At 64.2% G+C, this 14629-nt stretch carries 14 protein-coding genes; 7 read left to right on the top strand and 7 right to left on the bottom strand.

Annotated elements, in window-relative coordinates:
* Nucleotides 1–81: 81 nt before the first annotated feature.
* The 7 genes from AC06FE_RS05855 to AC06FE_RS05885 form a co-directional block, all read right to left on the bottom strand.
* On the bottom strand, nucleotides 82–453 hold the full coding sequence (locus AC06FE_RS05855; protein WP_478072489.1) for a hypothetical protein: 372 nt from the start codon (nucleotides 451–453) through the stop codon (nucleotides 82–84).
* A 461-nt stretch (nucleotides 454–914) separates the two neighbouring features.
* Nucleotides 915–1748, bottom strand: a complete 834-nt coding sequence (locus tag AC06FE_RS05860) for a hypothetical protein (protein WP_478072490.1) — start codon at nucleotides 1746–1748, stop codon at nucleotides 915–917.
* 395 nt (nucleotides 1749–2143) lie between these two features.
* Nucleotides 2144–2635 (bottom strand): hypothetical protein, encoded by a 492-nt coding sequence (locus tag AC06FE_RS05865; protein ID WP_478072491.1) that lies wholly within the window; start codon nucleotides 2633–2635, stop codon nucleotides 2144–2146.
* A gap of 442 nt (nucleotides 2636–3077) precedes the next feature.
* Entirely contained in the window at nucleotides 3078–3587 is a 510-nt protein-coding gene (locus tag AC06FE_RS05870; RefSeq protein ID WP_478072492.1) for a DUF2441 domain-containing protein, read from the bottom strand.
* Nucleotides 3588–3980: 393 nt separating this feature from the next.
* The gene (locus AC06FE_RS05875; RefSeq protein ID WP_478072493.1) at nucleotides 3981–4793 is read right to left on the bottom strand and encodes a TSCPD domain-containing protein; all 813 of its coding nucleotides are present in this window, start codon (nucleotides 4791–4793) and stop codon (nucleotides 3981–3983) included.
* 81 nt (nucleotides 4794–4874) lie between these two features.
* Nucleotides 4875–5615 (bottom strand): hypothetical protein, encoded by a 741-nt coding sequence (locus tag AC06FE_RS05880; RefSeq protein WP_478072494.1) that lies wholly within the window; start codon nucleotides 5613–5615, stop codon nucleotides 4875–4877.
* 144 nt (nucleotides 5616–5759) lie between these two features.
* Entirely contained in the window at nucleotides 5760–7910 is a 2151-nt protein-coding gene (locus AC06FE_RS05885; RefSeq protein ID WP_478072495.1) for an adenosylcobalamin-dependent ribonucleoside-diphosphate reductase, read from the bottom strand.
* A gap of 463 nt (nucleotides 7911–8373) precedes the next feature.
* On the opposite strand from AC06FE_RS05885, the gene AC06FE_RS05890 reads away from it, so the two are divergent.
* The 7 genes from AC06FE_RS05890 (at nucleotide 8374) to AC06FE_RS05920 (ending at nucleotide 14501) form a co-directional block, all read left to right on the top strand.
* A complete protein-coding gene (locus AC06FE_RS05890) occupies nucleotides 8374–9804 on the top strand; it encodes a Do family serine endopeptidase (RefSeq protein ID WP_478072496.1) in 1431 nt (476 codons plus the stop codon).
* A gap of 123 nt (nucleotides 9805–9927) precedes the next feature.
* On the top strand, nucleotides 9928–10287 hold the full coding sequence (locus AC06FE_RS05895) for a hypothetical protein (RefSeq protein WP_132863182.1): 360 nt from the start codon (nucleotides 9928–9930) through the stop codon (nucleotides 10285–10287).
* 5 nt (nucleotides 10288–10292) lie between these two features.
* Entirely contained in the window at nucleotides 10293–10778 is a 486-nt protein-coding gene (locus AC06FE_RS05900; RefSeq protein WP_478072497.1) for a phage holin family protein, read from the top strand.
* Nucleotides 10775–11197: a protein sip-5 gene (locus AC06FE_RS05905; RefSeq protein WP_478072498.1), complete on the top strand. Its 423-nt coding sequence runs from the start codon at nucleotides 10775–10777 to the stop codon at nucleotides 11195–11197. The genes AC06FE_RS05900 and AC06FE_RS05905 overlap by 4 nt, the downstream gene beginning before the upstream one ends.
* Nucleotides 11198–11248: 51 nt before the next feature.
* Nucleotides 11249–12346 (top strand): AI-2E family transporter, encoded by a 1098-nt coding sequence (locus AC06FE_RS05910; RefSeq protein WP_323439017.1) that lies wholly within the window; start codon nucleotides 11249–11251, stop codon nucleotides 12344–12346.
* A gap of 48 nt (nucleotides 12347–12394) precedes the next feature.
* Nucleotides 12395–13102: an HAD family hydrolase gene (locus AC06FE_RS05915; RefSeq protein ID WP_192286903.1), complete on the top strand. Its 708-nt coding sequence runs from the start codon at nucleotides 12395–12397 to the stop codon at nucleotides 13100–13102.
* Between the two features lie 31 nt (nucleotides 13103–13133).
* On the top strand, nucleotides 13134–14501 hold the full coding sequence (locus AC06FE_RS05920) for a leucyl aminopeptidase family protein (protein ID WP_478072499.1): 1368 nt from the start codon (nucleotides 13134–13136) through the stop codon (nucleotides 14499–14501).
* Nucleotides 14502–14629: the final 128 nt, after the last annotated feature.

A 14629-nucleotide genomic window follows, 5' to 3' on the forward strand; every position in this document is an offset into this window, starting at 1 on the left:
GCTCTGGCTTCTGGCTGCAGGAAAGGGCTGGAACGAAAATTCGACTCTGACTCCTGATATCCCTTCTGTTTTCGCTTCAGCTCACAGCCCCAGCCAATCGAGCAGCGTCCCGAACAGCGACATCGGCATCTTGCAGAGGATGTAGTCGTTCCCGCCGAACCAGTTACAAGCGAACCATCCGAACGGTGTCATCAACAAGGCGATCAGTAGAACATCGACCAGCCAATTGAACGTCCGTCGGCGCCAGAGCTGCACCACGAAATCAACGATGAAACCCAGCAACATCACCAGCGTCATTGCACCCAGCAACACAGCAATTCCAAGCGCACTGTCCCCGCGATGTGTCTGACCGGCCATTTGCACCGCCGACCAACGCGAAAACAGATACAACGCCAGCAATGGCAGAAAGAACACGAGAACCCTGACGATCACCGACCAGGGATAGCGGCTCATGGCCGGGGTTCCGTTGGCATCCATCATGCTTCAGTTCTCCCAAGTGAGGCTGGACGAAACAGCGTTGTCCCGATCGTTGCAGACATCAGGCGCCCTGCTGAACTCAGAACTGACCGCGTTCTGCCCCTGCATCCAGGAATCCGGCCGCAGCATCCACTCACCTTCGCCGAGCACCGCTTCAAGTAGGTTGTGGAAGCGGAAACTCGACTCTGACCCCTACTTTCGGCTAACGCGCCTCGCTCCGACGATATCTAATGGCGACTTCCGGCCAAAAACGGCCCTTCCCTGACCTCGATAAACAACCACCTTCGCCTAATCAATAGTTTATGGCTACGAGGTATCTACGAAAACCTTGGCAATTCATACCAACATCCACCCAAACTCCATCTGGATGACACAAACAAAAAAGCCTCGATAGTCGTCGAGGCGCTTTTACTTCCTGCTAACTCGCCCTGACGAGCTTAGTCTAAAAGCCAGCCCCGCATTGACATCCAATATGCAGCGATCGACCTCTTGAACACCGCACCACCAAGTGCTCCAGCACAACCGCCAATATTCCCGTGAATATTTCCAACCAGCTTGTTACTTGCCTGGAGATACGCCTCCGACTGCAATGACAAGGGAGAATCAGCCCATTGGTAAAGGCTGTCTAGATCGAACGGCGGCGCAGGAAAAAATGAAAAATCTATGTCGGCGAGTTCGGCTATTCGCTTTTTCACCGATTCCAATGCCAGCGTGGCAATCGAACTGGACTGAATGGCCAGCCGGTGCCTCCGCTCCACATCCAGAACGGAAAATACAACTGAATACATCCCTAATTCTTTCTCCATTAACGCTGGCAATCTTGCTTGCACCGATCGCAGGAGTTTATCTGCGGCATCCCGATCCGAACATTGAAGCTTGGCAATTGGATGAGCCAAAGCAAATTCCCTAAACTCCTTCAGGGATTCGGCAGCCATCTCCCGCTTAGTTGCTATCTGACCGAACTCCTTCGAAAGCTCCTGAACGGCATCTGCAGCCGCAATCCGCATATCCAGTCGTTTGGAATCCAGAAACCCTTGCACCGCAAAAAAAGCTACCAGCAACCCAATAAGCGTCAACCAATGATCCGGATTCAATGCCACGGCAACAACTAGTTGACCCAGACTCAATGGTTGCACACCGAAGACTGGTGCTAAGGCATAGGCGACTATGGACAAAATGAGTAGCCCTGAGAGGGTTGTGATCAGCTCGCTGAGCCAAAGAGCACCGAACAGGAAGGACAGAACCGCCATTCGAACCGACTTTGACTTCATCACAATCCACACCCCCCCCATAGATCTTCAAGTTAGATGATGCTAACGCGAGACCGGACTGATCACCACCGCTGCCTAGTGCCAAACCAGCAATGGCGGAACTGGCGCGCTCGCGCGCAGCACCGGCTCAAAACGCTTCACAGCGCGCGGCGGGCTTTGCGGTGCGGCGGTGATCGGGTTGACACGAAAAAGCCCGGCTTGTGCCGGGCTTTCGTCGCGTGATGTTAGGACTGTAGCGCCGAAACTGCGCAGGCTTCAGCTGCGCACTTTCAAGGCGCCGGAATCGCCACTAATCCCGAGGATCACCACCACAACAGGGGCGCAATCGGCTAGGAGCGAACGTTCAACTCTGGAATTGGGCCGACCCGCGAAGCGGGTTCGGCTTGAATGAATTGTTAGCCATCTCTCTTGGTCCAGTCCCAGCTGGACTCTTGAACAACCCGCTTGCGCCGTGAGTGCCCAATATACTTACCCTCCATGGTTTTTCCGTCCACGATCAAGAGCTGGAAGGTGCCAAAGTAGGCGTTCTTGTCCTTCTTGTCGTACCAATCCCCAAGTAAGTAACCGCCCTTGATTTTTCCGAACATGCAGTAGAGTGCGTCCTTGGAGCGAAACTCCCCATAGCAGTAACGTCCAAATTGCTTGATCACTGTGTGGCTATGTCGATCCTTATCTTGGGCGAAATCGGCACTTCCAGCTGCCCCCCAGAGCTGCTCCCAGTTGCCCGAGAGCTTCGGAGGGTTGTCCCGGAAGAGCCCTCTGACGGGAAGCCACCAGAACCACTTCACAAAAGCATGGGCAAGGCTAAAATCTAACAACATTTTCACAATCAGAACCGCCACCGGGGCTGCAAGACCTGTTGCGATGACGTTGAGGTCGATTGTCATAGATGGCTAATTACCTAATAGACGGACTCGCGGGTCTGGTTATACGACATATCCACAAAGCACCGCATGGCGGGCTTTCCCTTGATACAGCTCGATCTTAGGGCGGCGGGGTCCGGCTAACAAGCCAGCGCATAACCGGACCCAACGGCAACTCGGCGGCCGCACCAATGGCCGCGATCGGCCGCATGACGCCCTGCGGCCAGAAGCGGACACCCTCACCGGATGGCAAGTGGAAAGGAGCCTGCGAACGCCACGGCTCCTCCCTACCTCAGTTCGCCGGGCCCAAAGTACTGGGCATGCCCTTACGCAACACTGAAAGGCGCCGGAAGTACTTGCCGAAGAAGATGCCGGTGAATCCCCCAGACAGCACATGGAAAACGTCTCGCTTCTGATGCCCAACGCGTGAACTAAGTCGTGCTGCGGTGTCGGCTTGAATGAATGGTTAGGTGTTAACCTGACGAACGACACGCAAGACCCCTTGGAACAGGATTTCGCACTGGCCGCTCCCTCGACCTGACCAGTACTCGTGCGCCCTCACCTCAAGTTCCTTAATATTTTCTAGTTTACTGGTTAGGTGCTGCTCGTATGATTTGTGAGGCTCGCCTTCCAAAATCTCTATTTCCAAAACCCTCCTGTTGCCAGCATGGGGAATTCGTTTAATCCAATATTTAGCAGATTCTTCTGAGTCACATAGCCATATGCAGCTTGTCCTTGAGGGGAGCACTGAATACATTCTCGCTCTCAGGTTCTCGAAGGCAAGCTCGCGCAGCATTACGGCAGCTGATCGCGTAACATCCGACTCCGTAATTTTCGCCCCAACTCTAGTAGCTGAGTTCATCCAGTTGGTATAGATAGGATTTATCCTATCCCCAACAGTGATTGCCTCTCCGATGGGAAATGGACTCCATCGGATGCGATGTTGAGATTCCGTGTCAATATGAAAGTACTTCATGCACACCTAGCTTCTTAATAGCCGGATCCTTGTGTCCGGCTATACGACTTATCTGCAGCACACCGTCTGATGGGCTACCCCTTGATACCGCTCGATCTTAGGGTGACTGGGTCCGACTAACAAGCCAGCGTATAACCGCACTCAGCGGTAGGCTCCGCGACTGCATCGATGTCCGCCTGGGGTCGGCCGGGGACGTAAGGGCCCTCAGGGTTTCGGGCATTTTGATATCGCCCCCGTGCCCCACAGCACAAAGGGCCACCCTTACGGGTGGCCCTTTGTTGTACGGCATCCAATTAGCGGTTTCTTTGAACCCCACTAGGGACTACTGTGGATCCAACTAGCGACTTATAGGAGTCCCCACATCTGTCTTTATCAACGAATAATCAAACTATTTCAACCGCACTTGCTATACCCACAATTCAAGCAAGTCTGGCAGCCATCCATGATCACCAGCGCCTTGGTATTGCACTTGTGGCACATGCTGGCGCTGGCCGGGAAACTGCCGTTGTCGGCGCTTTCGGCGCTGTCGAGGATTACCAGCTCCTCCCCTTCGCTTTGCGGAAGGGACGGAGCATGCGCGGCGCTCTGCGCCGGCGCTGGGCTTACTTCACTGTTTTTTTTTGAGCGCTCTTCGAACTGCTTGCGCTTCTCGGCGATCAGGGCGCGCTGGTGGGCGCTCATTTCCGGGTCGTGCAGCAGGCCGATGGCCTTCATGTGGTCTTCGACGATCGAGCCCAGCTCGGCCACCAGCGACGGCATGTACACGCCGCCGGCCTTGAAGTAACCGCCCTTCGGGTCGAACACGGCCTTCATCTCGTCGACGATGAAGGTCACGTCACCGCCCTTGCGGAACACGGCCGACATGATGCGGGTCAGCGCCACGATCCACTGGAAATGCTCCATCGACTTGGAGTTGATGAAGATCTCGAACGGACGGCGCAGTTCGTGCTCGGTGCCCTGGTTGAGCACGATGTCGTTGATGGTCACGTAGAAGGCGTGCTCCACCAGCGGCGATTTGATCTTGTAGGTGCTGCCGATCAGCACTTCCGGGCGCTCGATGCGCTCGTGCATGTGCACGATGTTGTCGGCCGGGGACTCGTCCTGGGGCGCCGCGACCGGGACCGCCTTGGCCGCGGCTTCGCGCGCCTTGTCGTCCGGGGTGATGACGGAATAGCCCTTGATTTTCTTGTCGATCTTGACGGCCATGGTGCGAGTCCTGGTTATGCGTTGCGTACGGATTACGGCGCCTTCCCCGTCCCGGCTGGGACGGGGGGCGCGGTGCGGCGATTACTTGCGGGTGGCCTTCTTGACCGCCTTCTTCACGGCGGTGGCCTTCCTGGCCACGGTCTTCTTGGCCGAAGCAGCCTTCTTGGCCACAGCCTTCTTGGCAGCGGCGGCCTTCTTGACGACCTTCTTCTCGGTGGCCTTGACCGACTTCTTGACCGAAGCGACCTTCTTGGCGGCCTTCTTCTCGACCTTCTTCACTGCCTTCCTGGCGGCGGCGGTCTTGCCGGTGACGGCCTTGGCAACCTTCTTCTCGGTGGCCTTGACCGACTTCTTCACCGCGGCAGCCTTCTTGCCCACGGCCTTGGCGACCTTCTTCTCGGCAGTCTTGACCGTCTTCTTGGCCGAGGCCACCTTGGTGGCGGCCTTCTTCTCGACCTTGGCGATGGCCTTCTTGGTCGCGGCGCGCTTGCCGGCGCCCTTCTTCTTCAGCTCGGCGGCTTCGGCCTGGGCATTGGCCTTGGCGGTCTCCAGCTTCTTGCGCACCGAGCCGACGGTCTTCTTCACTTCCTTCCTGGCGGCGACGGCCTTCTTGGCGACGACCTTCTCGGCCTTCTTCACGGCCTTCTTGACCTTGGCCACCTGCTTCTTGGCACCGGCCTCGGCCTTCTGCGCGCCGGCCTTGACCGCGGCGACGGCGTCGCTGGCGGTGGCGGCGATCGAGTCGCCCACGTGGACGGCGGTTTCCTTCACGTTCTCGGCCACCTGCGAAACGGTCGCCGTCACACCATTACCATTGCTCATAGAGCCCTCCTCAGGGCATCGGGTCTGTCATGCGGGCGATGCTATATCCAAGCGAATGCAACGGGGAACAAACGCGCAACAACCCGGTGGCGGCGACCACCGTCTGCCGCCCCGCGCCGGAACACGGGGCGACGGCGAAGGCTCTTAGAACTTGCCGTAATAGCCTTCCTTGAGGGCATCGAACAGGTTGGCGGCGGTGTGCATCTCGCCGTCGTACTCGATCTGCTCGTTGCCCTTGACCTCCACCACCTGGCCGTCTTCCAGCTCGAAGCGGTAGGTGGTGTTCTCCAGGTCCGTCTCCTTGACCAGCACGCCCTGGAAGGCGGCCGGGTTGAAGCGGAACGTGGTGCAGCCCTTCAGGCCCTGGGCGTGGGCGTAGCGGTAGATGTCCTTGAACTGCTCGTACGGGTAATCGGTCGGTACGTTGGCGGTCTTGGAGATCGAGCTGTCCACCCACTTCTGGGCGGCGGCCTGCACGTCCACGTGCTCCTTGGGCGAGATGTCGTCGGCGCTGATGAAGTACTCCGGCAGCTGCGCGGCGGCGTCATCGCTGAACGGCATGGCCTGCGGGTTGACCAGCGCGCGGTAGGCCAGCAGCTCGAAGGAGAACACGTCCACCTTTTCCTTGGACTTCTTGCCTTCGCGGATCACGTTGCGGCTGTAGTGGTGCGCGAACGAGGGCTCGATGCCGTTGGAGGCGTTGTTGGCCAGCGACAGGCTGATGGTGCCGGTCGGGGCGATGGAGCTGTGGTGGGTGAAGCGCGAACCCACCGTGGCCAGTTCCTCCACCAACGTTGGCGCCACCGTGGCCACGCGCTGCATGTAGCGGCTGTAACGGGCGTGCAGCACCTTGCCGGCGATCTTCTGGCCGACCTTCCAGCCGTCCTTCTTCATTTCCGGGCGCTGGCGCAGCATCGCGGCGGTGACGTCGAACTGCTCGTCCATGATCGGGGCGGCGCCCTTCTCGCGGGCCAGCTCCAGGCCGGTTTCCCAGCCGGCAACGGCCATGTCGCGGGCGATGGCTTCGGTGAACTCGCACGATTCCGGCGAGCCGTACTTCATCCGCAGCATGGTCATGGTGCTGCCCAGGCCCAGGAAGCCCATGCCGTGGCGACGCTTGCGCATGATCTCGTTGCGCTGCTGTTCCAGCGGCAGGCCGTTGACCTCGACCACGTTGTCCAGCATGCGGGTGAACACGCGCACCACTTCCTTGTACTCGTCCCAGTCGAAGGAGGCCTTGTCGGTGAACGGGTCACGCACGAACTTGGTCAGGTTGACCGAGCCCAGCAGGCAGGCGCCGTACGGCGGCAGCGGCTGCTCGCCGCACGGGTTGGTGGCGCGGATGTTCTCGCACCACCAGTTGTTGTTCATCTCGTTGACGCGGTCGATCAGGATGAAGCCCGGCTCGGCGTAGTCGTAGGTGGAGACCATGATCATGTCCCACAGGTGGCGGGCGCGGATGTGCCCGTACACCTTGCAGGCCACCAGGCCGTCGTCGCGCACGATGTAGTTCTCGTGGGTCGGCCACTCGCGCCAGACCACGTCGGCGGCGTTCTGGTCGACCTCGGCCTGTTCCTTGATGTTGATCGGGAACACCAGCGGCCAGTCGGCGTCGTTGTTGACCGCGTCCATGAAGCCGTCGGTGATCAGCAGCGACAGGTTGAACTGGCGCAGGCGGCCGTCCTCGCGCTTGGCGCGGATGAAGTCCTTCACGTCCGGGTGCGACACGTCGAAGGTGCCCATCTGCGCGCCGCGACGGCCACCGGCCGAGGACACGGTGAAGCACATCTTGTCGTAGATATCCATGAAGGACATCGGCCCGGAGGTGTAGGCGCCGGCGCCGGCGACGAACGCACCGCGCGGACGCAGGGTGCTGAACTCATAGCCGATGCCGCAGCCGGCCTTCAGGGTCAGGCCCGCCTCGTGGACCTTCTCCAGGATGCCGTCCATCGAGTCGGTGATGGTGCCCGAGACGGTGCAGTTGATGGTGCTGGTGGCCGGCTTGTGTTCCTGCGCACCGGCATTGGAGGTGATGCGGCCGGCCGGGATCGCGCCGCGGCGCAGCGCCCAGGCGAAGCGCTCATACCAGTAGGCGCGCTTCTCGTCGGTGGCTTCGGCGTCGGCCAGGGCACGGGCCACGCGCTTGTAGGTGCCATCGATGTCCGCATCCAGCGCTTCGCCTGCCTTGGTCGTGAGGCGGTACTTCTTCTCCCAGATGTCCTGCGAGGCAGGTTGCAGGGGAATCAGGTCCGACTTGGTTTGATTGCTGACCACTTCCAGACGCACCGTACTCATGATTGTGGAAACTCTCCTGGGGCACCTTGCGGTGCGTTTGTTCTTTACCCCGGCGGGCCGGGCTGCAACGACGACGACGCGCAGGCGCGTGCTTACGCGCCTGCTGGCGGGATGGGATCGAGCCGGGGACTGCCGGTGTTCTGCATCACTGTCGCGGTCATTGCACGCCTTCCGTTGGGGTGCTTGCACCCCGAGCACCAACCCTACTGCTTGGGGACGTTTTTCACACCAACCCAACATCTAGTGGCTGATGGCCCGACCAAGCTTACCCACCGCCGGGGTGTTGTCAAACGAAAAATATGCATCTGGACTATTGCAATCCGTGCAGCCCGCACCGGCCCTGCGATTGCGGCGATGCAGAAAATTTCATTGTTGATTTAGGCGCCTGCGGCCACACTCCTGTTCAGCAATCCGTCCCACCCCGGGCCGCCCTCCGGCGCCCCTGCATGGAACCCCCCGGCTTATGCGTCCGATCCCGACCCTGCTGACCCTGGCCCTGGCCGCCGCCTTCGGCGGCTTCACCGCCACCGCCATCAACGCCCACCTGGACAACCGCGCCGACGCGGCCACCCCCGTCGCCAGCGTGGTACCCGCCACCGCCGCCCTGCCGGCCTCGGTCGCCGGCCAGCCGGTGCCGTCGCTGGCGCCCATGCTGGAACAGGCCATGCCGGCGGTGGTCAGCGTCAACACCAAGCAGGTGGTGCGGGTGCGCAACCCGTTCTTCGACGACCCGTTCTTCCGCCGCCTGTTCCCGCAGGTGCCGCAGGAGCGCATCAACGAGTCGCTGGGCTCGGGCGTGATCATCGACGCGGCCAAGGGCCTGGTGCTGACCAACCACCACGTCATCGACAACGCCGACGACGTGCGCGTGACCCTGGCCGACGGCCGCACCGTGCAGGCCGAGTTCATCGGCTCGGACCCGGACACCGACATCGCGCTGATCCGCATCCCGGCCGAGAAGCTCACCGCGCTGCCGCTGGGCAACAGCGACCAGCTGCGCGTGGGTGACTTCGTGGTCGCCATCGGCAACCCGTTCGGCTTCAGCCAGACCGTCACCTCGGGCATCGTCTCGGCGGTGGGCCGCAGCGGCATCCGCGGGCTGGGCTACCAGAACTTCATCCAGACCGACGCCTCGATCAACCCGGGCAACTCCGGCGGCGCGCTGGTCAACCTGGCCGGCCAGCTGGTCGGCATCAACACCGCCAGCTTCAACCCGCAGGGCAGCATGGCCGGCAACATCGGCCTGGGCCTGGCCATTCCATCCAACCTGGCGCGCGACGTGGTCGAGCAGCTGGTCACCAAGGGCGTGGTGGTGCGCGGCACGCTGGGCGTGGAAACCCAGAACCTGACCCCGCAGATCGCCCAGGGCCTGGGCCTGGCCGAAGCCCGCGGTGCGCTGGTCACGCGCGTGCTGGCCGGTTCCGGCGCGGCCACGGCCGGGCTCAAGGCCGGCGACGTGGTGCTGTCGATCAACGGCCAGCGCGTGGACAACGCGCAGGCGCTGCACAACTTCGAAGGCCTCTCCACGGTCGGCCGCACCGTGGACCTGGACATCCGCCGCGACGGCAAGCCGCTGCAGCTCAAGGCCACGCTGAAGGAACAACCGCGCGCGCTCACCGGCGACATGCTCGACCCGCGCCTGTCCGGCGCCACCTTCGCCGACCTGCCCGAGTCGCTGCGCCAGTCCGGCCTCAACGGCGTGCTGGTCAGTGACGTGGCGCGCGGCAGCCGCGCGGCGCAGTCCGGGCTGGCCAGCGGCGATGTGATCGTGGCCGCCAGCAGCGGCGAATTCACCGACCTGGCCAGCTGGCGCGCCAGCTTCAGCCCGCGCCCGCAGCAGCTGGTGCTGAGCGTGCGCCGCGGCAACGGGGGCGGCCAGTTGTTGATGCGATGATGCCGACGTGAGGCCGGTTTGGCCCGGCGTAACGTTCCTTACACCGCAGTACTGTTATTTGTTGCTATCTGCTGCAACCCGCGCGCCGCACGCCGGCGCACCCGCTGAAACCAGGAGATCACGATGAGCCCCACCAATACCGAGAACATGAAGGAACACCTGGGCGAGGCTGGCGCACACCTGAAGTCCGCCGCCGCCGCCGCCGGTTCGGCCGTCAAGGGCGCCACCGGTGCCGCCGCCGACGAACTGCGCCTTGGCAAGGCCAACATGAAGGCCGAGCTGTCCGACAGCGCGCTGTCCGGCCTGGCCGCCGCCGAACTGGGCGGTGCCGCCGCCAAGGAACAGGTCGATGCACTGATGGACAAGGGCAAGGACCTGATCGACAGCGCCGCTGACCTGATCCGCGAGCGTCCGCTGGCCTCCTTCGGCGTGGCCTTCGCCGCCGGCTGGATCATCGCCAAGCTCGCCCGCAGCAACGACTGACCGGCGTGAGCGAAACCGCAACACCGCCACCGGAAGAACAGCCCACCCCGGATCCCAAGCCGGGGCTGGAAGAAAGCATCCGCCAGGTCGGCGCCGCCGGCCGGCAGACGCTGGATTCGGCGTCGGACACGCTGCGCTCACTGCGACGGTTGGCCTCGGCCGACCTGGCATTGGCCCGCAGCGCGTTCGGCCGGGCGCTGGCCTGGAGCGGCGTGGCGATCGTTTTCGGCGCCTCGGCGTGGCTGCTGCTGGCGGCCACGCTGGTGGCCTTGCTGCAGTACCTGGGGCTGTCGCTGTTCGTCTCGCTGCTGATACCCACCCTGGCCAGCCTCCTCGTCACCGGCTACGCCATCTGGCGGGTGTCCTACTTCTTCCACCACACCGGCATGCACGCCACCCGCCGCCAGCTTTCGCGCATGGGCCTGTTCGACGAGCCCAGCGACGAGGATCCGGATGCCGACGTGAGGGTACCGGGGGAGAACACGCCATGAAGTTCGAAGCCCTGCAGCGTCGCGTGCGCCGCGCCGAAGCCGTGGTGCAGGTCCGTGGCGAGGAGACCACGCAGCGCTGGGATGCACTCAACCAGGCCTGGCGCAGCGCGTGGACGCCGGGCCGCATCGTCGTGGTCGGCCTGGCCGGCGGCTTCCTGGCCGGCAAGCTGGAACCCGGCGGTGCGTTCAGCGGTGCCCGCTGGCTGCAGATGATCGGCTCGGTCTCCGGGCTGGTCGCTTCGGCGCAGGCATCGGTGGCCTCCTTCGCCGCGGCGGCGGCAGGCATGGCCGCCGCGCAGGCGTCCGATGCCGCCGACGAAACCGCCGGACCGGCGGGCGCCGAGCCGGCACCGGCCCGCCCGCGCAACGCGGCCCAACCCGGGCCCGCCGAAGCCGCGACGGAACTGTCAGAATCCTGACCCGGGCCCGGCCTCACGCCGCGCCCTTCCGTCTGCCGGAGCGTCGCCTGCATGTCCGAGCCCTTGTCCGAGCCGTCACCGCAACCGGCGGCACCCGCGCCGCTGCCGCCACGTCCGCGTGCCTCCACCGCCCTGGTGGTACTGGCCACGCTGGCCGTCGGCTACACGCTGTGGGCGGCACAGACGGTGATCCTGCCGGTGCTGCTGGCCGCGTTCCTGGCGCTGGTCGGCAACCCCATCATCCGCCTGCTGCAGAAGCTGCGCCTGCCACGTTTCCTGGCCGCGCTGCTGGTGTTGCTGCTCGGCCTGGCCGGCAGCGTGGCGCTGGCGGTGCAGCTGGCCGGGCCGGCCACCGAGTGGGTACAGCAGGCCCCGCAGCAGATGCGGCAGATCTCGCGCCAGGTACAGGCGCTGGTCAAGCCGGTGCAGCAGGCCAACCAGGCCGCCGAGAGCTTTGCCCGTGCCGCCGGCGGCGAAGGCAACCGCAAGGTGCAGGTGGTCCGCACCCAGCTCGATGACCCGTACAAGGCGCTGGTGCGCACCCCCAAGCTGGCCGCCTCGGCGCTGGCGGTGGTGCTGCTGACGCTGTTCTTCATGATCTACGGGCAGAGCCTGCAGCGGCACGTGATCGACCTGCTGCCTAACCGCCAACAGAAGCGCTTCACCGCCGACATCCTGCGGTCGATGGAGCGGGAGATCTCGCGCTACGTGCTGACCATCACCGTCATCAACATCGCCCTGGGGCTGGTGCTGTCCGGCGTGCTGATGCTGCTGGGCATCGGGCTGTCCGAGGCACTGCTGTGGGGCACGGTGGCGGCGCTGCTCAACTTCGCCCCCTACGTGGGCCCGCTGATCGGCATCGCGCTGATGCTGTTGGTGGGCTTCGTGATGTTCGACGACCCGCTCACCGCCTGCCTGCCGGCGCTGAGCTACCTGGCCCTGCACACGCTGGAGGGGCAGCTGGTCACGCCCATCGTGCTGGGCCGCAGCATGGCGATCTCGCCGTTGATGCTGATCCTGGCGCTGATGCTGTTCGGCTGGCTGTGGGGCATCGTCGGCCTGCTGCTGGCCGTGCCGCTGCTGGTCTGCGTGAAGCTGGTGCTCAGCCGCGTGGACGGCATGCAGGGCTGGGCCCGGCTGCTCGAATAGCCTGAAGCCGTGAGGGCCAGCGCGGCAGGCTTGCCGTAAAATGGCGCGGTGAACTTTCCTGTCCTAGCCATCACCCTCGACCTGGACGACACACTCTGGCCCTTCGCGCCCATCGGCGCGCGCATCGACCAGGTGCTGCACGACTGGATGCTCGAGCACAGCCCCGCCACCGCAGCGATGTATCCGGTGGCGGCCATGCGCGAACTGCGCGAGCGCTCGTTCCGCGACAACCCGCACCTGCACTACGACCTGAGCGCCCTGCGGCGGCTGACCCTGGCCGAAGCACTGGAGAACAGCGGTGCCAGCCCGGCGCTGCTGGAGCCGGCCTACGAGGCGTTCTACGCGGCGCGCAACCAGGTGACCTTCTACCCCGACGCGCTGGAGGCGCTGCGTCGCATCGCCGCGCGCGTGCCGGTGGCGGCGGTCAGCAACGGCAACGCCGACCTGCAGCGCATCGGCATCGGCGAGCTGTTCGCCTTCCAGCTGGGCTCGCGCGAGTTCGGCGCGGCCAAGCCGGACCCGGGCATCTTCCACGCGGCCTGCCAGAGGCTGGGCGTGGCGCATGCGCAGGTGCTGCACGTGGGCGACCACGCCGAGATGGACGTGGCCGGCGCGATGCGCGCGGGCCTGCGCGGCTGCTGGATCAACCGCGAAGCACATGCATGGACCCATCAGGAACTGCAGCCGGACCTGCAGTTCGACACCCTGACCGGACTGGCCGACTGGCTGGATGCCAACGCATCCACGCCGCGCTGAGCCGACGGCCGCCATCCGATACGAGACAGACATGACCCCGATCAACGGCTTCACTACCGACACCGCCAACGCCCTGCCGCTGTACGTGCTCGACCGCGACGGCTTCGCCGCGTGGGCGGCCACCCAGCCGCCCGCCGTGCAGGCCTGGCTGGCCAGCCAGCAGTTCAACGCCGCGGCCAACAGCGTGGCCCTGTTGCCGGGCAGCAACGGCATCGCCGGCGCGGTGCTGGGCGTGGGCGACCGCGCCGATGCCTATGCCTACGCGCATGGCCCATTCGCGCTGCCGGCCGGCACCACCTGGCAGCTGGCCAATGAACTGGATGCGGCCAGCATCACCACCCTGCAGCTCGGCTGGGGCCTGGGCAGCTACCGCTTCGCACGCTACCGCAAGCCGGCGCGCGCGCCGGCACAGCTGGTCGCCAGCCCCGCGCAGGAAGTGCTGGACGTGGTCACCGCCTGCCTGCGCGTGCGTGACTGGGTCAACACGCCCACCGAGGACATGGGCCCGCAGCAGCTGGAAGACGCCGCGCGCGAACTGGCCGACGCCCACGGCGGCGCGCTGGAAGTGATCGCCGGCGACGAATTGCTGGAAATGAACTTCCCGACCATCCACGCCGTCGGCCGCGCCTCGCACCGGGCGCCGCGCCTGATCGTGCTGCGCTGGGGCAAGGACGATGCGCCGCACCTGGCGCTGGTCGGCAAGGGCGTGTGCTTCGACACCGGCGGGCTGGACCTGAAGCCGGCCGACGGCATGCGCAACATGAAGAAGGACATGGGCGGCGCCGCGCACGCACTGGCGCTGGCCGGGCTGGTGATGGCACAGCAGCTGCCGGTGCGGCTGACGCTGGTGGTGCCGGCGGTGGAGAACGCGGTGGGCCCGGATGCCTTCCGTCCGGGCGAGGTGATCACCACGCGCAAGGGCATCACCGTGGAGATCGACAACACCGACGCCGAAGGCCGCCTGATCCTGTGCGACGCGCTGACCTACGCCAGCGAGCAGCAGCCGGAGGCGATCATCGATTTCGCCACGCTCACCGGTGCGGCCCGCATCGCGCTGGGCCCGGACCTGCCGGCGCTGTTCTCCAACAACGACACGCTGGCCAACCAGTGGCTGCAGGCCGGCGACGCCACCCGCGACCCGCTGTGGCGCATGCCGCTGTGGCGCCCGTACCTGCGCTACCTCAACAGCGGCATCGCCGACCTGGCCAATTCCGGCTCACGCATGGCCGGCTCGGTCACCGCCGCGTTGTACCTGGAGCGCTTCATCAATGACGTCCAGGTGTGGGCGCACCTGGACGTGTACGCCTGGAACGACGGCGAACGCCCGGGCCGTCCGGCCGGCGGCGAAGCCCTGGCCCTGCGCTCGGCCTGGGCGATGCTGAAGGCGCGCTACGCCTGAGCTGGAGCCGGGCATCACCCGGCCTTCGGTTGAGCCCACGGATCCCCGCCTCGGCGGGGATCCGTCGTTTCGGCAAATGTTGGCGAAAAAGTGAATATTCGCCCGACGGATTTTCTGACAGCATCCCT

This window comes from Stenotrophomonas sp. Steno-C18 (assembly GCF_056393195.1).